We start from the raw sequence: 17,612 nt of genomic DNA, 5'->3' as shown, positions 1-17,612 counted from the left end.
GCTGATGCCTTCCCCCGATTCGGTGGCCGGACCGCCGGTCGACGCCCTCCGATCGGTGTTCCACCTCCAGGAGACCAGGCGCGACGGGGACCGGGTGGTCTTCTACGGCGAGTCGCTCGTTCCCGAGCAGATGCTCCTCCGCGAGGTGTGGGGGGCGTTCCGCGAGGCCGGCTACGAGATACAGGTCTCGACGACCCGCGGCCCCCGCGACGACGTCGTCGTCGCCCGGCCGGCGTCGAACGGCATCGACGGGGTCCCCTGGAAGAACCTCGCGCTCTTTTCGGCGACGATCGTCTCGACGCTCATAGTCGGGGCGCTGACGTGGTACTACATTCCGCTCTCGGATCTCCTCGCGGATCCCCTCCTATTGCTCCGCGCCTGGCCGTTCACGGCCGCGGTCCTGGGCGTCCTCGCGACGCACGAACTCGGCCACTACGTGATGGGACGCTACCACGGCGTCGACGTCTCCCTGCCCTACGTGATCCCCTTCATTTTCCCGTTCGGCACGCTCGGCGCGATCATCCGGATGCGCGGGCAGATGCCCGACCGCGAGGCGCTCTTCGACATCGGCGTCGCGGGTCCGCTTGCGGGACTGGCCGCGACGATCGTGGTCACCGCGGTCGGCCTCTCGCTGCCGCCGATCGAGGTCCCGCCGTGGGCGCTCCGGGGCTCCGGCCAGGTGATCGTCTTCAACAATCCGCCGCTGTTGAATCTCCTCGCGTCGCTGCTGGGCGAGCCCACAGAGTACGCCGACCCGAGCGTCGCCGTCAATCCGGTCATCATCGGCGGCTGGGTCGGGATGTTCTTCACCGTCCTCAATCTCCTCCCCGTCGGACAGCTGGACGGCGGCCACATCCTCCGGGCGATGCTCGGCGAGTCACAAGAGCGCGTCGCGGCGGTCGTCCCCGCGGCCCTCTTCGGCATCGCGGCGTACCTCCACTACGGCCTCGGCTACGCGCTGAACGAGTCGGTCGGCCTCTGGACGTTCTGGGGGCTGCTCTCGGCGTTCATCGCGTTCAAGGGCCCCGCGAACCCGATCGACGACTCGCCGCTCGATGCGCCCCGGCTGGTTGTCGGCGTCCTCACCTTCGCGCTCGGGGCGCTCTGCTTCCTGCTCGTCCCGGTCGAAGTGATGGCCGCGTAGCCGGGCTTTGGGGCCCCGGGCGAATCGCCTCCTCTCGGACTCACTCGTGGGTGTAGCCCTCGTCGGCGAGCGGCTCGCCGCCCATCCGGACGCCCTCGCTCGGTTCCGTGACCGTCCCGATCGCCGAGAGCGACACCGGCGAGGCGGCGCGCGCGTCGTCGAGGCTCGCCCGCGGGAGCGCACAGACGAGCTCGAAGTCCTCGCCGACGGCCGTCGCCATTCGCCTCCGGTCCGCCGCGTCGGTCGCGTACTCGTCCACCGCGTCGTGGACCGGAATCCGGTCCCACGAGACGTCGAAGCCGACCTCCGAGGCCTCCGCGAGCTGGTGGAGCGACCGCGCGAGGCCGTCCGAGGAGTCCATCATCGCGGTCGCGCGCGGCGCGAGCGCCCGTCCGGCCGCGACCCGCGGCGGGAACCGAAAGAGGTCGTTGCCGCGGTCGACGTCGTCGGCCTCGAACGCCCGGAGCGCCGCGGCGGTCCGGCCCACGGTCCCAGTGACGCAGACGACGTCGCCGGGCTCCGCTCCCGACCGGCGGACCGGGGCGTCGGTCTCGCCGAGAGCGGTCGACGCGACGGTGAACTCCGTCCCGGTGTCGAGGTCGCCGCCGACGTACTCGGCGCCGACGGCGTCGCAGACGTCCACCGCGCCCTCGACGAACGCGTCGAGTTCCTCCTCCACGAGGCTCGGCGCGGCGTAGGCGGCGACCGCCGCGGTCGCGTCGGCGCCCATCGCGGCCACGTCCGACAGCGACGCGCCGACGGAGCGCCAGCCGGCGGTGTAGCGGGTCGTCCCCGCCGGGAAGTCGGTCGCCTCGTGGAGCATATCGGTCGTCACCACGAGGCTGTCGACGACGGCGGCGTCGTCGCCGGCCGCGGGGAGCGCGGCCGCGAGTCGCCGGAGCGCCGAGCGTTCGTCCATACCCGCGATCCGGCCCCGTCGGGCAAAAAGCCGACGTCACGCTGGCGCGGGCGGCGGACCAGCCCTCGCGCGTCCGCGAGCGGTAACGGTTCGCACACCGCCGCCGGTTTCGATGGCTTGATGGCCGGAAGGGCCGACGTCCGGATATGGTCCGCGAGAACCTCCGGGCGACGGTCCTCGGGTTCGTCGCGGCCGTCGGCGTCTTCGCGCTCCTGTTCTACTTCGCGGGCGTCGACGACCTCGTCGCCACGCTTCGGGACGCGGACCCGCAGTACCTCGTCTTCGTGCTCTTCGCGACGCTCGCGTGGCTGGCGGCCTGGAGCCTCTCGCTGAACACCGTCCTCGACGTGCTGGGCGTCGAGCTCTCCTACGTCTCGTCGTTCCTGGTCTTCGCGGGCGCGACGTTCTCGAACAACATCACTCCCTTCGGACAGGCCGGCGGCGAGCCCGTGACGGCGTATCTCATCTCCCGCACCGCCGACGCCGAGTACGAGCGGAGCCTCGCGGCTATCGCCAGCGTCGACACGCTGAACTTCGTCCCTTCGGTCACGATCGCGCTGGTCGGCGCGGGCTACTTCGCCACCGAGGTCGCGCTCAGCACGAACGAGAACCTCCTGGCCGCCATCGGCGCCGTGGTCGCGCTCGCGGTGCTCGTGCCCGGCCTCGTCTACGCCGGCTGGCGCCGCCGCTACGGGCTCGAAGCCCGCGTCGTCAGCGCGCTCACGCCGCTGATCCGCTCGCTCGCCGACCGGCTGCCGCGCGTGTCGGTCCCGACGGCCGAGGGGATCGAGCACCGGATCAACGGCTTCTTCCGGGCGATCGAGCGCGTCGCCTCCAACCCCCGGGGGCTGGCGCTGGCGCTCGGTGCGTCGGCGGCCGGCTGGCTCTGTCAGATGCTCGCGCTCTGGCTCGCGTTCGGCGCCATCGGCGTCGACGTGCGGCTCTCGGTCGCGCTCGTCGTCGTCCCGATCGCCGCGATCGCGGGCGTGACGCCGCTTCCCGGCGGCGCCGGTGGGATCGAGACCGTGCTCGTGATCCTGCTCTTGGCCGCGCCGCTGCCTACCATCACCGAACCGATCGCCGTCGCCGCCGTCGTCATCTTCCGCGGCGCGATCTACTGGGTGCCGACGATCCTCGGCGGCGCGGTCGTCGCCTGGATCGGCTCCGGGCTCGGCATCGGCGCCGGTCCCGAGTAGGCCGAACGCGACGGCGGCGGCTCCGCGACGGGTCCGCGATCGGTTCTCGACGGACCCCCGAGAGTGCCTCTCACGCCCCGTAGCGCCGATACGATGGCTTTAAACGACGCCGTCGGGAATTGGTCCCTATGGTAAGTGTCTACGACGTTCCGGCCGACGCCCTCATCGAGGACGTCGCCGACCGGCTCGCGGACCGAATCGAGGAGCCCGACTGGATCGACTTCGCCAAGACCGGCCAGACCAAGGAACTGCCGCCCCAGCAGGACGACTTCTGGTACGTCCGCGCGGCGTCGCTCCTCCGCAAGGTCGCAAAGGAGGGCCCGATCGGCGTCGACCGCCTCTCGACGGAGTACGGCGGCCGCAAGCGCGGCTCGAACCGCTACAAGGTCTCGGGCAACAGCTCCGGCACCGGAAGCAAGAAGGTCATCCGGAAGGCGCTCCAGCAGCTCGAAGAGGAGGGCCTCGTCGAGACCGCGAAGGGCCAGGGCCGCCGCATCACCGCCGAGGGCCAGAGCTTCCTCGACAACGCCGCCGCCGACGTCCTCGACGAGCTCGACCGGCCGGAACTCGAACGCTACGCGTAACCTCGATTCGTCTCGCTCCCGACGACGTAACCGTTTTTAGCACTGCGACGGAATTTCACACCGATGAGTGGATCCCCCGACGACGACCGACTGGAGGAACTGCGCGAACAGAAGATGCAGGAGCTCCGCGAGCAGGCCCAGGGCGGACAGGGCGGGCAGGACCGCGAGGCCGCCCAGGAGGCCGCACGCGAGCAGGCGGAGGCCAAACAGGAGGCGATGCTGAAGCAGTACCTCACCGACGGCGCCCGCCAGCGGCTCAACGCCGTCGAGATGTCGAAGCCCGACTTCGCGGAGAAGGTGAAAAAGCAGGTCCTCGCCTTAGCCCAGAGCGGCCGGATCCAGGACCGCATCGACGAAGACCAGATGCGCGACCTGCTCAAGGAACTGCAGCCCGAGTCGAAGAGCTTCGACATCCGGCGCCGATAGCGGGCCCGTGGACCTCGCGCTCCTCTTCAGCGGCGGCAAGGACTCGACGCTCGCGGGGTTGTTCCTCGATTCCTTCTACGACGTGCGGCTGGTGACGGGCCGCTTCGGCGTCACCGACGACTGGGAGCACGCGGCGGCGGCCGCCGACCGGCTCGGCTACCCCTTCGAGGCCGTCGACCTCGACCGCGACGTCGCCGAGGAGGCGGCGGCGCGGATGCGCGAGGACGGCTACCCCCGAAACGGGATCCAGCGCGTCCACGAGCACGCCCTCGAACGCGCCGCCGACCTTGACGTCGACGCCGTCGCCGACGGCACCCGCCGGGACGACCGCGTCCCCACCGTCTCGCGCGCCCAGGCCCAGAGCCTCGAAGACCGCCACGGCGTCGACTACCTCTCGCCGCTGGCCGGCCTGGGCCGCCACGCCGTCGACCGCCTCGTCGACGAGAACTTAGACGTCGAGACCGGCCCCTCCGCGGAGATCCCGAAGGGCGACTACGAGGCCGAACTCCGCGAACTGATCGCCCGCGAGGGCGGCCGCGAGGCCGTCGATCGGGTGTTCCCGGACCACGAGCAGTCGTACGTCCGCGGGTTCGCCGGCGACTGACCGCCGGGGGCGACCGCCTCCGCTTCGGCGCTCCCGCCCCGCGTTTTCGACCCGAATCCGAACCCATTTCTCCCGGCGTCTTCGACCTCCGCTCGTGTTCTCGCTCGGCCCCGGCGTCGCCTACTCCGTCGTCGCCGCCTTCGTCTGGGGGACGTACATCTTCGTTTTGAAGCGCTACTTCCGCGGGTATCCCGGAACCGTCCTCACCGCCGGCATCAACGCCGCCGCGCTCGCGTGGTACCTCCCGCTCGTGACGCTGCGGTCGCGGGCTCTGCGGACGGCCCCGGACCCCGCGTCGCTCGGCGCCGCCGCGCTGGCCGATCCCTTCGGGACCGCCGTCCTCGTCGCGACCGTCCTCTCGACCGCGGCGGCGTTCCTGGCGTTCCTGCGGGCGATCGACGTCGGCGAGGTGTCCTACGTGGCGCCGATCAGCAAGGTCGTCCCCGTCTTCGTGCTCCCGATCGAGGTGCTCTTTCTCCACCAGCGGCTGACCCCGTTGCAGGTCGCGGGCGTCGCCGTCGCCACGCTCGCGGTCTACGTGGCGAACTACCGCTCGGGGCCGCTCCTGGCTCCGCTCCGCAAGGCGGCGTCCTCGCGGGCGGCACAGCTGGCGCTCGCGAGCGCGGCGTGCTACGCGATCAGCGACGTGGGAAAGCGCGTCGTCCTCCAGGAGCTGTCCGTCCCGCTGTCGCTGTGGGTGCCGACAGCGTTGGGCGGCGTGCTGCTCGTCGTGCTCCCGCTGGCCGCCCGCGAGTGGGTCCCGCTCCGGGGCGACCTCCCGAAGTTCGTGCTGGCCGGTGCTGGCGTCGCGCTCGGCGAGCACGTGACCGCGCTGGCGTTCTCGGCCGCGCCGGCGTCGATCGCCTCGCCCATCATCAACACCCAGGCCGTCGTCGCGGTCGTCCTCGGGGGGCTCGTGCTCCGCGAGGAGGCGTTCGGCACGCGGCTCGTCGCCGCCGGGCTGGCGGTCGCGGGCGTGGGACTCATCGCGGTGTAGTCACGCGGCTTCAACAGTTTCAAGCGCGACACCGCCGAAACCCGGCGTATGTACGACCGACTCAAGGGCTTTCGCGACTTCTACCCCGAGGAGATGGCCCCGCGGCGGGAGGTCATCGACACGCTGGAGGCGACCGCCGCCCGCTACGGCTTCCGCGAGATTTCGACGCCCGCGCTGGAGCGCACCGAGATGTACGTCGACAAGAGCGGCGAGGAAATCGTCGAAGAGCTGTACGCCTTCGAGGACAAGGGCGGCCGCGAGGTGTCGCTGACGCCGGAGCTGACGCCGACGGTCGCGCGGATGGTCGTCGCCAAACAGCAGGAGCTCGCAAAGCCGATCAAGTGGGTCTCGACCCGCCCGTTCTGGCGCTTCGAGCAGGTCCAGCAGGGCCGATTCAGGGAGTTCTACCAGACCAACGTCGACATCTTCGGCTCCGCCGAGCCGGAGGCCGACGCCGAGATCCTGGCGTTCGCGGCCGACGCGCTCACCGACCTCGGCCTGACGGGCGAGGACTTCGAGTTCCGGGTCTCCCACCGCGACATCCTCAGCGGGCTCCTCGACGCCTTCGACGCCGAGGTCGACACCCGCGACGCGATCCGCGCGGTCGACAAGCGCGCCAAGGTCGAAGAGACCGAGTACCTGGGACTGCTCTCGGACGCGGGCCTCTCCTACGACCAGGCCCGGGAATTCGACGACCTCGTCGCGACCGGCGACCTCGACGCGATCGCCGACTTCGGCGGGGACGACGTCGCGGCGGCCGTCGAGAACCTGGAGGACGTCCTCGCGGCGGCCGAGGACTTCGGCGCCCGCGAGTACTGCGAGGTGTCGCTGACGACCGCGCGCGGCCTCGATTACTACACGGGCGTCGTCTTCGAGTGCTTCGACTCGACGGGCGAGATCTCCAGATCCGTGTTCGGCGGCGGCCGCTACGACGACCTCATCGAGAGCTTCGGCGGCCAGCCCACGCCCGCGGTCGGCGTCGCGCCCGGCCTCGCGCCGCTTTCCCTCCTGTGTCAGCGCGCCGGCGTCTGGCCCGAGGAGGCGCTCGCGACCGACTACTACGTCCTCACGGTCGGCGACACCCGCGACGTGGCGTCCCGGATCGCCCGCGACCTCCGCGCCGCGGGCAACGTCGTCGAGGTGGACGTCTCCGGCCGGAGCTTCGGTGCGCAGATGGGCTACGCCGACAGCATCAACGCCGAGACGGTCGTGATCGTCGGCGAGCAGGACCTCGCGAACGGCGAGGTGACGGTGAAGGATATGGCCTCCGGCGACCAGACCACCGCCCCCGTCGAGGAGTTCCCCGGCGACCGCGACGCGCCGACCTACGACGACCTCGCGTAGGCGATGGGCACTGACACGGACTCCGATGTCGACGTCGACATCGACCCCGGCGCCGATGCCGACCCCGGCGCCGACACCGACGCTCGCCCCGACTCGGAGTACCGGATGCGCGCCTTCCGCGTCGCCTACGACGGCCGCCCGTTCTACGGCTTCCAGCGCCAGCCCTCGGTCCCGACCGTCGAGGACGCGATCTTCGACGCGCTCGACGACCTCGGCGTCTTCGACCGCGAGAGCGCCCACCGGCCGGACGGCTACGCCGCGGCCGGCCGGACCGACGCGGGCGTCTCCGCGCTCGCCCAGACGGTCGCTTTCCGCTGTCCCGAGTGGTGTACGCCGCGCGCGCTGAACGGCGAGCTGCCGGCGGACGTCCGGGCGTGGGCCGCCGCAGAGGCCCCCGCGGAGTTCCACGCGACCCACGACGCCGAGCGCAGAACGTACGTCTACGACCTCTACGGACCGACTCTCGACGACGAGCGCGTCGACGCGGCGGCCGCGGCGCTGTCGGGCCAGCACGACTTTCACAACCTCACGCCCGACGACGCGGGCACCGAGCGCGAGGTCTCGATCCGGGCCGAGCGCGACGGCGACTTCGTGGCGCTCCGGGTCGCGGCGGGCGGTTTCCCCCGCAATCTCGTCCGACGACTCGCTTCGGTCATCCGGTGCGTCGGGAGCGGCGAGCGGGGGACCGCGTGGGTCGACGACCTGCTCGGCCCCGAGGCGCTCGACGGCCCCGACGGGGTGCCGCCGGCGCCGCCCGAACCGCTGCTGCTCGCCGACGTCGACTATCCGGGGCTGGCGTTCGACCGCGACGACCGGGCCGCGGCGAGCACGGCGGCGGTCTTCTCGGCGCGGCGGCGCGACCATCTCGTCCGCGCCCGCGTGGCCGGTCGAGTGGCCGACGGAGTCGACGCAGAGGGCGAGACGTCGCCGGAACGCCCCGACGAACGACCCGGCTGAACAGTTATCACCGGCGTCGGCGAAACGCCCGTATGGCACCCTCCCCGCCGCCCACCGCACAGCCCCACCGCGACGCCGCCTACCGCTTCGCCGTCGGCGCGGCGTACTTCGCGGTCATCTCCGGGCTCGGCTCGCTCGCGGCCGTGCTCTTCGGCCCGTTCGGCGTCGTCGTGAGCGTCCTCGTCTCGCTCGTCGGCGTCTACTACGGCGGCATCGAGGTCGCACGCGGCGTCGACATCGTTGTCAGATACGCGATGCGCGAATCCGGCGGTGAGAGCGAGCCGGCGGACGGTGGGACACAGGAACTGGACTCGATGGAGTGACCTACCAGCCGTCGAACTTGTCGCGCCGGTAGAGGTCGATCTCGTGGACGGTCGAGCGGTCCTGCGCGGCGGCGAAGGCGACGGCCTCGGCGACCTCCTCGGGCTCTGTCACCTCGCCGGGCTCGAAGCGTTCCTCGAAGGCCTCGCCGGACTCGCTGCCGAACTCGGTTCGGACCTCGGTGGGGTTGACGACGCTGACGCCGATCCCGTCCGAGCCGACCTGTCCCTCGACGCTGTGGGCGAAGCCGCGGACCCACCACTTCGTCGCCGCGTAGACCGGATTGAACGGCCGGGGGTACTGGCCGGCGAAACTGCCGACGAAGACGAGGTTGCCCCCGGTCTCCCGGAGGTGCGGGATCGCCGCCCGGGTCGCGAAGAAGTAGCCGTCGGCGTTCGTCTCCATCATCAGGCGGTAGTCCTCGGTCGAGAGGTCCTCGACGTCGCTGCCGACGCCCACGCCGACGTTGTTCACGAGGACGTCGAGGCGGCCGAACGTCTCGACGGTCTCTGCGACCGTCGCCTCGACCTGGTCCTCCTCGCGGACGTCCGTCGGGACGACGAGCGTCTCGACGCCGTGGGAGGCTTCGAGGTCGTCGGCGAGGTCGTCGAGCCGCTCGCGACGCCGCGCCGCGACTGCGACGTCCGCGCCCTCGCGGGCGAGCGCGTGCGCTGTCTCTTCGCCGATTCCCGAACTGGCCCCCGTGACGAGGGCGACGCTGTCCTGGAGTGTCACGTCCGAGTGGTCTCGACCGAGCGCCTTGAGTCCTCGGCCCGCCGAGCCCTCGCCCGCGGTTCGCTCCGACTCAGTCGCGACGCAGTCGTTCCAGAAGCCCAGTCAGCCGGTCGATCGAACTGCTCGTGAGGACGTCCAGCAGCCGCTCGCTCCGGTCGTACATCGTCCGGAGGGACTCGATCCGTTCGAGGTCCGCCTGCGCCTGCTCGTCGTCGACGCCGTCGAGGCGGTCCGCCGCCGAATCGAGCGCCCGCGTCATCACGTCGATCTCGCGGCGGACCTCGTGCTGGAGGAACTTCTGGACCACGTGCCAGAAGTCCGTCTCGGCCTCGTAGAACGCCTTCTTCCCCTCGCCCGGGACCGACCGCCGGTGGACGAGGTGGAGCCGGTTCAGCTTCTGCATCGCGGTGCTGACCGTCGACTTGGCGTACCCGCTCTCTTCGACCAGTTCGTCGAGCGAGAGCGGCTCGTTCTCGAAGAAGAGGACGCCGTAGAGCCGGCCGTAGCTCTGATTTAGACCGTACACCTCCGCGCTCCGCTCTAGAGCCTGGATGACTTCCTCGCGGGCCTGTTCGACCGGGTCGTCGCGGGCCGCGCCGGCGTCGTCGGCACCTTCGTTCATAATATTCGGTAACTCCCGAAAATACTAAATCTTATCGAACAAAATATTCGGAACACACCGAATATGATGAATACAGTCCCCGCGGGATCCTCCCGCACGCGGCGGATCGACGCCCTCCCGAGCGCCGGAGGTGAACCCCGATGAAGCGGCTCGCCCTGGCCCTCCTGCTCGTCGGCTCGCTGTTCTCGGTCGGGGCGGCGGCCGAGGTCCGCGGCAGCCCCGAACTGCACGCCTCCCTCCCGGACGACACCGTGGTCCCCGGGTCGGAGACGACTCTCCGCGTCACCGTCACCAACGACGGTACGCTCCGGAGCGGCGAACGCCCGGCCCTCGACGAGATGGCCACGACGGCCCGGGGCGTCGACGTCTCGCTCGACGCCGGCGGCGCGCCGATCGAGGTCGACACCGGAAGCCGGTCGGTCGGCCGGCTCCGCGCGGGCGACCAGACGCGACTCGGCTTCGACGTCACCGTTCCGGAGGACGCGGCGCCGGGAACGTACGCGCTCGACCTCACCGCGACCTACGAGTACTACGGGACGATCGACACCGGCGGCACCGACACTCGCTACGTCGAGCGGACCAGGACCCGGCACTTCGATCTGCGCGTCGAGGTCGACGACCGGGCGGCGTTCGAGGTCGTCGCCGTCGACGCGGACGTCCGCGTCGGCTCCGTCGGGACGGTGAACGTGACGATGCGGAACGTCGGCTCGGAGGCGGCCAACGCGACGCGCGTCCGGCTCGCCTCCGAGGCCCCGGCGCTCCGATTCGGCGGCACCGCCGAAGCCAGCCGCTTCGCGGGCGACTGGGCCCCCGGAGAGACGCGCACGCTCTCGTACCAGGTCGCCGCCGCGCCCGACGCCGCCGTCGAGCGGCACGCCGTCACCGCCGTCGCGACCTTCGAGGACGACGACGGCGTCGCCGTCGAGTCCGACCGGCTCGGCCTCGGCGTGGTTCCCCGCCCCGAACAGACGTTCCGCGTCGTCGCCGCCGAGCGCGACGTCGCGGTCGGCGAGGACGGCACCGTCTCGCTGACGCTCCGGAACGCCGGCCCCGCGGCGGTGACCGACGCGACCGTCACGGTCGAATCGCCCCGTCACCTCCGCGTGGCCGGCGGGGCGAACGCCACGCGCTACCTCGGGGACTGGGCCCCCGGCGAACGCCGGACCGTCACGTACGAACTGCGGGCCACGGAGGCGGCCGAGCCGCGGAACTACTCGCTCCCGGTCTCGGTCGGCTACCGCGACGCCGACGGCGACCGGGCGACAGAGCGCGTCGGCCCGGTCGGCGTGCGGCCCGCCGCCGAACAGACGACGCTCGTCGTCGAGCCGGTGAACGCCACCCTCGGGATCGACACCGCGAACGCCGTCCGCGTCCGCGTGCGGAACGTCGGCGACGAGCGGCTCACCGACGTCCGCGCCCGACTGGCTGTCGAGGACCCCTACGAGAGCGACAACCCGACGAGCTACGTCGACTCCCTGGCGCCGGGCGAGCGCGTGACGATGACCTTCGAGCTGACGACCCCCGAGGACGGCGTCCCCACGCGCGATGCGATCCCGCTCGCGGTGACCGCCGACACGCCCGACGACGAGCGCGTCACCTACGACGGGTACTACGTCCCGGTCACGATCTCGGACGCCGGCGGCGCGACCCGGCTCCTCCCGATCGTCGGCGTCGGCGCGGCGGCGCTCGCCGCCCTCGGCGGCGCGTGGTGGTGGTACGAGCGATGATCGGGGGCGCCGCCGACTCACCGAAGCGGGAATCCGGCGGAGGCTCCGGGTCGGACGAGCCCGGTGGACCGAACGCGGAGGTCGTCCTCCGCGGGACCGACCTGGCGAAGACCTACTCCTCTAAGCTCCCCTTCGGTCGCGACGTCGAGGTGCTCACCGGCGCGAGCGTCGCCATCCGGCGCGGCGAGGTCGTCGGCATCGTGGGCGGCAACGGCTCGGGCAAGTCGACGCTGATGAAGATCCTGGTGGGCGCGCTCGACGCCGACGACGGCTCCGTGACGGTCGACGGACGCATCGGCTGGTGCCCCCAGGACGAACTGCTGTACGACCGACTCACCGTCGCGGAGACCTTCCAGCTGTTCGGCGAGGGCTACGGGATGGACCGTTCGGGGATCGAAGCCGCCCGCGACCGCCTCGCCGAGACGCTGGACTTCGAGGCGTTCCTCGACTACCGGATCGATCGCCTCTCGGGCGGCAACCGCCAGAAGGTGAACCTCTCGATCGCCCTGATGCACGACCCCGACGTGCTCCTCTTGGACGAGCCCTACACGGGCTTCGACTGGGAGACCTACCTCGCCTTCTGGGACCTCACCGAGGACCTCAGGGAGCGCGGGACGGCGGTGGCGATCATCTCGCACCTGATCAACGAACAGGAGCGGTTCGATCGCATCCTCGAACTCGCCGACGGCACGCTCAGCGACGTGACGGACCAGGGATCGAGCCAGGCCGGCGCGGAGGGGATACGATGACGGCGGACGCCCGCGCGGGCGGGCGACTGCGGGTCGGCCTCGGCGCGGCGATCAGGGAGTTCGTCCGCGAGCCGATCAACCTCGCCCTCATCCTCGCGCTGCCGCCGGTCGTCATCGCGAGCTACGAGTCGGTGCTGTCGGCGTTCCCGCGGCTCCCGTACATGACGACGGACCCGGAAGCGCTCGGCGCGACCGCCGGCACCCTCTTCGTCGCCGCGTTCCTCCCCGGCGTGATTGGACTCTTTCAGGTGATAAGCGCCCAGCGTGCCGACGAGCGGCTCTCGCTCGCGGGCTTTTCGACGCCGGTGCTCTTCGCCTCCCGGCTGGCCGCGGTCTGTCTCGCCGCCGTCGTCACCGCTGCGCTCTCGCTCGCCGTGCTGGCGACGAGCACCGAGGTAGAGGCCCTCGCGCTGGGGTTCCTGACGCTGGCGTTCGTCGGCGGGCTCTACGGGCTCGTCGGGATGCTGATCGGGACGGTCCTCCCCCGCGAACTCGAAGGGTCGCTGGCGCTGATCTTCGTCGTCGACGTCGACGAGGCGCTCGCGAGCGGCGTGATGGCGACGGACGCGGCGGCGACGAAGCTCTTCCCGCTCCACTACCCGCACCAGGTGTTCCGAGCCGCGGTCGACGGCCGTGCCCCGGACCTCGTCGACCTCGTCGCCGCCGGTACCTACGGCCTCGTCGTCCTCGCTACGACTTTCTTCGTCTACACCGTGCTCGCCGGCACCGGGGGTGAGACGGGATGAGCACGCTCCGGACGGCCTTCGAGATGGGCGTCCGCGAGTACGCGCGGACACCGGTCCTGCTCGCGCTCTTGGCGTTCCTCCCGATCTACCTGATCCTGGTCTTCGCCTGGGTGATGCCGGAGAGCCGGGCCGCGGTCGAGGTCCCCGTCCAGGGCACGATGGCCGTCGAGATGACGACGCTCACGACGGTCCTGACGACGCCGATGGCCGCCGCGTTCGTCGGCGGGGCGGCCGGGCTGTTCCTGATGCAGTCCGCGAGCGCGGTCGACGGCCGGCTCGCGCTCGTCGGCGCCGACACCTCCGAGATCGTCGCCGCCCGCGCCGGCGTCCTGGTGCTCGCGGCCGCCATCGGCAGCGTCGTCTCCGTCGGGGTCCTGTCGACGGTCGCGTCGGTCGAACGCGGCCTGTGGTACCTGCTCGCCACGCTCCTCGTCGGGCTGCTGTACGGCGGCGTCGGCGCCCTCGTCGGCCTCGTGTTGAACCGGCTTGCGGGGATCTACGTCCTGATGTTCGGTCCGTTCGTCGACCTGTTCCTCGCTCAGAGCCCGCTGACCGACGAGACGCACGCCCTGGCGCCGCTCCTCCCCGGTCACTTCCCGATGAAACTGGCGTTCGACGCGGCGCTGACCGCGCGGGTGCGGCCGGCGAACCTGTGGTTCAGCCTCGCGTACCTCTGCGTCCTGGCGGCCGTCGTCGGCGTGGCCTTCCGGCGCGCCATACGCGTCGGGTGAGAGCGACGGCGGGGGACCGATCCCGACGCTCCCGGGATCTCAACCGTATGATGTCTGTCAGGAAGTGCGTCTATATGGCACTCGCACGATGCGTCCGACGGGCATACCGGGGGTACGGCGTCGCCGCGATCGGGCTCGTCCGACAGCGTCACTTCACGACCGTGACCGGCACGGTCGCCTTCTCGACGAGGCCTTTGGCGACGCTCCCGACGACTTCCATCCGCCCGGAGAGCCCGCGGTGGCCGACCACGATCCCGTCGATCGCCTCCTCGTCGGCGTACTCGACGATGCTCTCGACCGGGTCGCCGTAGAGGAGCGTCGTCTCGACGTCCACGTCGGCGTCGGCCGCCCGTTCCCGGGCGTCGTCGAGGACGTCCTGTCCGCGCTGTTCGGCCACCTCGAGGTCCTCGGTGTAGATCCGCTGGCCCACCTCCGAGTGGGTCGGCGCCTCCGCGCCGGCGTCCTCGACGAGCACCCGCGGTTCGACCGCGTACGCGACCACGATCGCGGCGTCCATCCGCTCGGCGACGTCGAGCGCGTGTTCGAGCGCCCCGGTACTGGACTCCGAACCGTCGACGGCGACGAGGTACTGCATCACTTCTCGATCTTGGACCGGCGCCCGTATAGTTGTTAATCACGGCGAACGGGACCGCGGTCGCGTATGGAACAGTCAGTAGAGCAGTTGACTACACGTCCCGCAGAGGTTCTCCTCTTTCACGTCGACTTCCCGCACCGTCGGCGAAAACGACATCACGCACTTGCTGTTGTCGCAGTGTTCCAGCCCGAGCGTGTGGCCGATCTCGTGGACGACCTCCTTGCGGACGCGGTCGGCGAACACCTCCGACTGGGGTTTCGTCGTGATCCCGCCGTCCGAGGAGGTCTGCAGCCGGTGGGTGGAGATGACCGAGCCGTTGCCGTTCAGGTACGCGAGGCCGAAGACGTAGTTGCGCCGGCGGTAGTAGAGGTCCTGGGAGGTGATGCCGATGTTCTTCTCGCCCGTCCCGACCCGGCTCGCCAGCTCGATGAACTGCTCGGCCCGGTACTGATTCCGGCTCCGGTCGAACGCGCCGTCGGGGATCGACTGCTCCTCCTGCACCGTCACGTCGCAATCGTAGACCCCTCGAAGCGCGGCCGAGGCCTCGCGCTTGACCTGCGCGGAGAGGTCCCCGATCGGCACGATGTCGACGAGCATAGCAGGGCTTATGCGGGGTGGACTGATAAATATCCCGCCGTGAATACGCCGCGTGAGAACGCCCTCGTCGGCCGATTTTCGACCTACGGGTCGGCCGTCGAGATCGGCGTCGGTCGCCGTCCCGACGTCGCGGTCGCGCTCGCCGAGGCGGGGGTCGACGTCACCGTCACCGACGTCGCCGCGGCCGGCGAACTGGGGGTCCCGTCGTCGCTCCGGTTCCTCCGCGACGACGTCGTCGCCGCCGGCGAGCGCGACCACCCCGGCGAGTCCTACGAGGCCGACCTCGTCTACGGGCTGAATCTCCCGCCGGAGCTCCACCGCCCGACACGAAACGTCGCCCGCGCGGTCGACGCCGACTTCCTGTTCACGACGCTCGGTTACGACTCGCCGGCGATTCCCGTAGACACCGAGTGTCTCCCCGGAGGCGAGACGCTGTACGCCGCCCGCGAGGGAGTGTAAGTCCGGTGCAGTTGTATCAATTAACAATCCTCGAATGCCGAAAAAGCCAATCTGGCGGGCGCTCCGGGACGAAGCGGCGTTACTCGATGTCGATCCGGTGGGACTCGTCGTCGTCGACGACGAGCTTGGGGAGCGACACGGTGAGGACGCCGTTGTTGTAGCCCGCCGAGGCGCCGTCGGGGCGTACCTCACCGGGGAGCCGGATCGAGCGGTGCGCCGACTGCGAGCGGCGCTCGCGGTGGACGTAGTGGTCGCGCTCGTCGGCCTCGTCGGCCTCGCGCGCGGCCTCGATCGTCAGCATCCGGTCGTCGACCGTGATCTCGATGTCGTCCTTCTCGTAGCCCGGGAGGTCGACGACCGCGACGAACGCCTCGGGCTCCTCGCGGAGGTCGATCGCCATCTCGCGGCCGAACGATCGGGGGCCGTCGAGCTGGCTGCTCATCTCCTCGAACTGTCGGGACATCCGGGCGAAGAGGTCATCGAACGCGAATTCGTCGAAACCGGGGGAACGCTTCATCATCGTAAATTCACCGACCACCAGGAGGCGCGCCGAGGTATTAAATACAGACGGACGTATGCGCGCAGATCGCACGCTCGGGCGGCGAAAGTGCCGGATTCTGGACTTCAGTCGACGACGTGCTGGCGGTCGTAGGAGCCGAGCCGCTTCACCCACCCGTCGGCGGCGATCTCTTCGACCTCCTCGAGCGCCTCCTTCGCGCGGTCCTCGTAGAGGCCGGCCTCGAAGTCGATGTGGAAGAGGTAGTCGCCGAGGCGGTTGCCGCTCGGGCGCGATTCGATCCGCGAGAGATTGATGTCCCGCTCGGCGAACGCCTCCAGCAGTTCGAGGAGGAGCCCCGGGTAGTTCGCGTTCGGGTAGACGACGACCGTCGACTTGCCGCCGCCCTGCGAGCGCTCGCTGGCGGGCGCGACGACGAAAAAGCGCGTCGAGTTCGAAGAGCGGTCCTGGATGTCCTCCGCGACGACGACGAGGTCGTCGCCGGCGTTGCCGGGGTGGCCGATCCCGGCGACGGTGGGGTCCTCGCGGGCGTACTCGACGCCCTTCGCGGTGCTCGTGGCCGCCTCCAGGTCGACGTCGGGGTACTCGCGTTCGAGGTACGAGCGGCACTGCGCGAGCGCCTGGGAGTGGGAGGCGACCGTCTCGAAGTTGGGAGACTGCGCGAGGAGGGCGTGGCGGATCGGCGTGACGATCTCCTGGGTCACGGCGATGTCGGCGTCGGCGATGGCGTCGAGCGTCTCGGTGACGCTCCCCTCGATGCTGTTTTCGATGGGCACGACGCCCCGCTCGAACTCCCCGGCGTCGACGGCGGCCACGATCGCCGAGACCGACTCGCGGAAGACCACGTCGTCGGAGACAGCGCTGGCGGCGCGGTGGGAGTACGTTCCTTCGGGGCCCAGCGTGACTACCTGCATAGGGCCGTCTACTCCGAGGGATCCTAAAAGCCCGTCGGGGACGCGCCCTGCCGCTCCGGCGGCGTGGGACGGTTACCGCTCGGCGCAGTACTCGACGAAGTTCCGCAGGATCCGCAGGCCGGTCTCCCCGGACTTCTCGGGGTGGAACTGCGTGCCGAAGACGGTGCCCGCCTCGTTGGCGATCACCGCCGGGAACGACACGCCGTAGTCGGCGGTCGCCACCACGGCGTCGGGGTCGTCCGGCTCGGCGTAGTAGGAGTGGACGAAGTAGGCGTACTCCCCGTCGACTCCCTCGACGATCGGGTGCTCGCGCTCGACGCGCAGTTCGTTCCAGCCCATGTGCGGCACCTTCCGGTCGCGCTCGAACCGGACGTTCGTCCCGGGGACGAAATCGAGCCCCTCCACTTGGCCCTGGCCGGCGTGGTCGGCCTCCTCGCTCGTGGTGAGGAGCATCTGCATTCCGAGGCAGATCCCGAAGATCGGCTGGCCCCGGTCGGCGGCGGCGGCGAGCGGTTCGCGGAAGGGCCCCGCGTTCTCCATCCCCTCGCTGAACGCGCCCACGCCCGGGAGCACGATCCCGTCGGCGGCCGCGAAGTCGTCGGGGTCGTCGGTGATCTCGACCGCGGCGCCGGCGCGTTCGAGCCCGCGCTGTGCGCTACGGAGGTTTCCGAGTCCGTAGTCGACGAGGACGACCTCCGCTACCGTCTGAGCGCTCATACGACAACTTC

At 70.7% G+C, this 17,612-nt stretch carries 22 protein-coding genes; 14 read left to right on the top strand and 8 right to left on the bottom strand.

Annotation, left to right across the window (positions count from 1 at the left end):
- Positions 1–4 precede the first annotated feature (4 nt).
- The gene (locus ACQUQ0_RS14440; protein WP_435186075.1) at positions 5–1,144 is read left to right on the top strand and encodes a site-2 protease family protein; all 1,140 of its coding nucleotides are present in this window, start codon (positions 5–7) and stop codon (positions 1,142–1,144) included.
- A gap of 40 nt (positions 1,145–1,184) precedes the next feature.
- Here the strand turns inward: ACQUQ0_RS14440 and thiL are convergent, their stop codons facing one another.
- The gene (gene thiL / locus ACQUQ0_RS14435; RefSeq protein ID WP_435186074.1) at positions 1,185–2,063 is read right to left on the bottom strand and encodes a thiamine-phosphate kinase; all 879 of its coding nucleotides are present in this window, start codon (positions 2,061–2,063) and stop codon (positions 1,185–1,187) included.
- A gap of 146 nt (positions 2,064–2,209) precedes the next feature.
- On the opposite strand from thiL, the gene ACQUQ0_RS14430 reads away from it, so the two are divergent.
- The 8 genes from ACQUQ0_RS14430 to ACQUQ0_RS14395 all read left to right on the top strand — a co-directional run bounded on the left by ACQUQ0_RS14430 (position 2,210) and on the right by ACQUQ0_RS14395 (position 8,494).
- Entirely contained in the window at positions 2,210–3,259 is a 1,050-nt protein-coding gene (locus ACQUQ0_RS14430; protein WP_435186072.1) for a lysylphosphatidylglycerol synthase transmembrane domain-containing protein, read from the top strand.
- A 128-nt stretch (positions 3,260–3,387) separates the two neighbouring features.
- Positions 3,388–3,843, top strand: coding sequence for a 30S ribosomal protein S19e (locus tag ACQUQ0_RS14425; protein WP_372387022.1), 456 nt, complete (start codon positions 3,388–3,390; stop codon positions 3,841–3,843).
- A gap of 63 nt (positions 3,844–3,906) precedes the next feature.
- Positions 3,907–4,269 (top strand): DNA-binding protein, encoded by a 363-nt coding sequence (locus ACQUQ0_RS14420; protein WP_435186070.1) that lies wholly within the window; start codon positions 3,907–3,909, stop codon positions 4,267–4,269.
- Between the two features lie 7 nt (positions 4,270–4,276).
- Positions 4,277–4,873, top strand: coding sequence for a DUF7411 family protein (locus ACQUQ0_RS14415; RefSeq protein WP_435186068.1), 597 nt, complete (start codon positions 4,277–4,279; stop codon positions 4,871–4,873).
- A gap of 94 nt (positions 4,874–4,967) precedes the next feature.
- Positions 4,968–5,870, top strand: a complete 903-nt coding sequence (locus ACQUQ0_RS14410) for an EamA family transporter (protein WP_435186067.1) — start codon at positions 4,968–4,970, stop codon at positions 5,868–5,870.
- 48 nt (positions 5,871–5,918) lie between these two features.
- Positions 5,919–7,214 (top strand): histidine--tRNA ligase, encoded by a 1,296-nt coding sequence (gene hisS, locus ACQUQ0_RS14405; protein WP_435186065.1) that lies wholly within the window; start codon positions 5,919–5,921, stop codon positions 7,212–7,214.
- Positions 7,215–7,319: 105 nt separating this feature from the next.
- On the top strand, positions 7,320–8,171 hold the full coding sequence (gene truA, locus ACQUQ0_RS14400) for a tRNA pseudouridine(38-40) synthase TruA (RefSeq protein ID WP_435186127.1): 852 nt from the start codon (positions 7,320–7,322) through the stop codon (positions 8,169–8,171).
- Positions 8,172–8,203: 32 nt separating this feature from the next.
- Complete coding sequence (locus ACQUQ0_RS14395; RefSeq protein ID WP_435186063.1) at positions 8,204–8,494, top strand: hypothetical protein; 291 nt, start codon at positions 8,204–8,206, stop codon at positions 8,492–8,494.
- 1 nt (position 8,495) lies between these two features.
- Here the strand turns inward: ACQUQ0_RS14395 and ACQUQ0_RS14390 are convergent, their stop codons facing one another.
- Entirely contained in the window at positions 8,496–9,227 is a 732-nt protein-coding gene (locus tag ACQUQ0_RS14390; RefSeq protein ID WP_435186061.1) for an SDR family oxidoreductase, read from the bottom strand.
- A gap of 70 nt (positions 9,228–9,297) precedes the next feature.
- Positions 9,298–9,849, bottom strand: a complete 552-nt coding sequence (locus tag ACQUQ0_RS14385; protein ID WP_435186059.1) for a GbsR/MarR family transcriptional regulator — start codon at positions 9,847–9,849, stop codon at positions 9,298–9,300.
- A 140-nt stretch (positions 9,850–9,989) separates the two neighbouring features.
- Here ACQUQ0_RS14385 and ACQUQ0_RS14380 point away from each other — a divergent pair, with 140 nt between their 5' ends.
- From ACQUQ0_RS14380 to ACQUQ0_RS14365, 4 genes are read left to right on the top strand one after another with little or no spacing between them, the layout of a single operon-like run.
- Positions 9,990–11,576: a COG1361 S-layer family protein gene (locus ACQUQ0_RS14380; RefSeq protein ID WP_435186057.1), complete on the top strand. Its 1,587-nt coding sequence runs from the start codon at positions 9,990–9,992 to the stop codon at positions 11,574–11,576.
- Entirely contained in the window at positions 11,573–12,325 is a 753-nt protein-coding gene (locus ACQUQ0_RS14375; protein ID WP_435186056.1) for an ABC transporter ATP-binding protein, read from the top strand. The genes ACQUQ0_RS14380 and ACQUQ0_RS14375 overlap by 4 nt, the downstream gene beginning before the upstream one ends.
- Positions 12,322–13,071 (top strand): hypothetical protein, encoded by a 750-nt coding sequence (locus ACQUQ0_RS14370; protein ID WP_435186055.1) that lies wholly within the window; start codon positions 12,322–12,324, stop codon positions 13,069–13,071. The genes ACQUQ0_RS14375 and ACQUQ0_RS14370 overlap by 4 nt, the downstream gene beginning before the upstream one ends.
- Positions 13,068–13,802, top strand: coding sequence for a hypothetical protein (locus tag ACQUQ0_RS14365; protein ID WP_435186053.1), 735 nt, complete (start codon positions 13,068–13,070; stop codon positions 13,800–13,802). The genes ACQUQ0_RS14370 and ACQUQ0_RS14365 overlap by 4 nt, the downstream gene beginning before the upstream one ends.
- Before the next feature lie 148 nt (positions 13,803–13,950).
- On the opposite strand, the gene ACQUQ0_RS14360 is transcribed toward ACQUQ0_RS14365, so the two are convergent.
- Positions 13,951–14,397: a universal stress protein gene (locus ACQUQ0_RS14360; protein ID WP_435186051.1), complete on the bottom strand. Its 447-nt coding sequence runs from the start codon at positions 14,395–14,397 to the stop codon at positions 13,951–13,953.
- Between the two features lie 75 nt (positions 14,398–14,472).
- The gene (locus ACQUQ0_RS14355; RefSeq protein WP_103993131.1) at positions 14,473–14,994 is read right to left on the bottom strand and encodes an archaemetzincin family Zn-dependent metalloprotease; all 522 of its coding nucleotides are present in this window, start codon (positions 14,992–14,994) and stop codon (positions 14,473–14,475) included.
- 39 nt (positions 14,995–15,033) lie between these two features.
- Here ACQUQ0_RS14355 and ACQUQ0_RS14350 point away from each other — a divergent pair, with 39 nt between their 5' ends.
- The gene (locus tag ACQUQ0_RS14350) at positions 15,034–15,453 is read left to right on the top strand and encodes a UPF0146 family protein (RefSeq protein WP_435186049.1); all 420 of its coding nucleotides are present in this window, start codon (positions 15,034–15,036) and stop codon (positions 15,451–15,453) included.
- A 79-nt stretch (positions 15,454–15,532) separates the two neighbouring features.
- Here ACQUQ0_RS14350 and ACQUQ0_RS14345 read toward each other — a convergent pair whose 3' ends face one another.
- From ACQUQ0_RS14345 to hisH, 3 genes are all read right to left on the bottom strand, one after another.
- Positions 15,533–15,973: an Hsp20/alpha crystallin family protein gene (locus ACQUQ0_RS14345; RefSeq protein WP_372387052.1), complete on the bottom strand. Its 441-nt coding sequence runs from the start codon at positions 15,971–15,973 to the stop codon at positions 15,533–15,535.
- 104 nt (positions 15,974–16,077) lie between these two features.
- Positions 16,078–16,884 carry a prephenate dehydratase gene (gene pheA, locus ACQUQ0_RS14340; protein ID WP_435186047.1) on the bottom strand — a complete coding sequence of 269 codons (807 nt, stop codon included), beginning with the start codon at positions 16,882–16,884 and terminating at the stop codon, positions 16,078–16,080.
- Between the two features lie 72 nt (positions 16,885–16,956).
- Entirely contained in the window at positions 16,957–17,601 is a 645-nt protein-coding gene (hisH, locus tag ACQUQ0_RS14335; protein ID WP_435186045.1) for an imidazole glycerol phosphate synthase subunit HisH, read from the bottom strand.
- Between the last annotated feature and the right edge of the window lie 11 nt (positions 17,602–17,612).

Source organism: Halobellus sp. EA9, from assembly GCF_051195055.1.
In the GTDB taxonomy this organism is placed as follows: Archaea; Halobacteriota; Halobacteria; order Halobacteriales; family Haloferacaceae; genus Haloquadratum; species Haloquadratum rubicundus.
The sequence above is the reverse complement of the archived record's forward strand: the minus strand, read 5'-3'. Positions and strand labels throughout refer to the sequence as shown.

Bases quoted from the DNA above. Each gene is read 5' to 3' on its own strand.
- ACQUQ0_RS14440 (WP_435186075.1), top strand. From the start codon at position 5: ATGCCTTCCCCCGATTCGGTGGCCGGACCGCCGGTCGACGCCCTCCGA.
- thiL (WP_435186074.1), bottom strand. From the start codon at position 2,063: ATGGACGAACGCTCGGCGCTCCGGCGACTCGCGGCCGCGCTCCCCGCG.
- ACQUQ0_RS14430 (WP_435186072.1), top strand. From the start codon at position 2,210: ATGGTCCGCGAGAACCTCCGGGCGACGGTCCTCGGGTTCGTCGCGGCC.
- ACQUQ0_RS14425 (WP_372387022.1), top strand. From the start codon at position 3,388: ATGGTAAGTGTCTACGACGTTCCGGCCGACGCCCTCATCGAGGACGTC.
- ACQUQ0_RS14420 (WP_435186070.1), top strand. From the start codon at position 3,907: ATGAGTGGATCCCCCGACGACGACCGACTGGAGGAACTGCGCGAACAG.
- hisS (WP_435186065.1), top strand. From the start codon at position 5,919: ATGTACGACCGACTCAAGGGCTTTCGCGACTTCTACCCCGAGGAGATG.
- truA (WP_435186127.1), top strand. From the start codon at position 7,320: ATGCGCGCCTTCCGCGTCGCCTACGACGGCCGCCCGTTCTACGGCTTC.
- ACQUQ0_RS14395 (WP_435186063.1), top strand. From the start codon at position 8,204: ATGGCACCCTCCCCGCCGCCCACCGCACAGCCCCACCGCGACGCCGCC.
- ACQUQ0_RS14385 (WP_435186059.1), bottom strand. From the start codon at position 9,849: ATGAACGAAGGTGCCGACGACGCCGGCGCGGCCCGCGACGACCCGGTC.
- ACQUQ0_RS14380 (WP_435186057.1), top strand. From the start codon at position 9,990: ATGAAGCGGCTCGCCCTGGCCCTCCTGCTCGTCGGCTCGCTGTTCTCG.
- ACQUQ0_RS14375 (WP_435186056.1), top strand. From the start codon at position 11,573: ATGATCGGGGGCGCCGCCGACTCACCGAAGCGGGAATCCGGCGGAGGC.
- ACQUQ0_RS14370 (WP_435186055.1), top strand. From the start codon at position 12,322: ATGACGGCGGACGCCCGCGCGGGCGGGCGACTGCGGGTCGGCCTCGGC.
- ACQUQ0_RS14365 (WP_435186053.1), top strand. From the start codon at position 13,068: ATGAGCACGCTCCGGACGGCCTTCGAGATGGGCGTCCGCGAGTACGCG.
- ACQUQ0_RS14360 (WP_435186051.1), bottom strand. From the start codon at position 14,397: ATGCAGTACCTCGTCGCCGTCGACGGTTCGGAGTCCAGTACCGGGGCG.
- ACQUQ0_RS14355 (WP_103993131.1), bottom strand. From the start codon at position 14,994: ATGCTCGTCGACATCGTGCCGATCGGGGACCTCTCCGCGCAGGTCAAG.
- ACQUQ0_RS14345 (WP_372387052.1), bottom strand. From the start codon at position 15,973: ATGATGAAGCGTTCCCCCGGTTTCGACGAATTCGCGTTCGATGACCTC.
- pheA (WP_435186047.1), bottom strand. From the start codon at position 16,884: ATGCAGGTAGTCACGCTGGGCCCCGAAGGAACGTACTCCCACCGCGCC.
- hisH (WP_435186045.1), bottom strand. From the start codon at position 17,601: ATGAGCGCTCAGACGGTAGCGGAGGTCGTCCTCGTCGACTACGGACTC.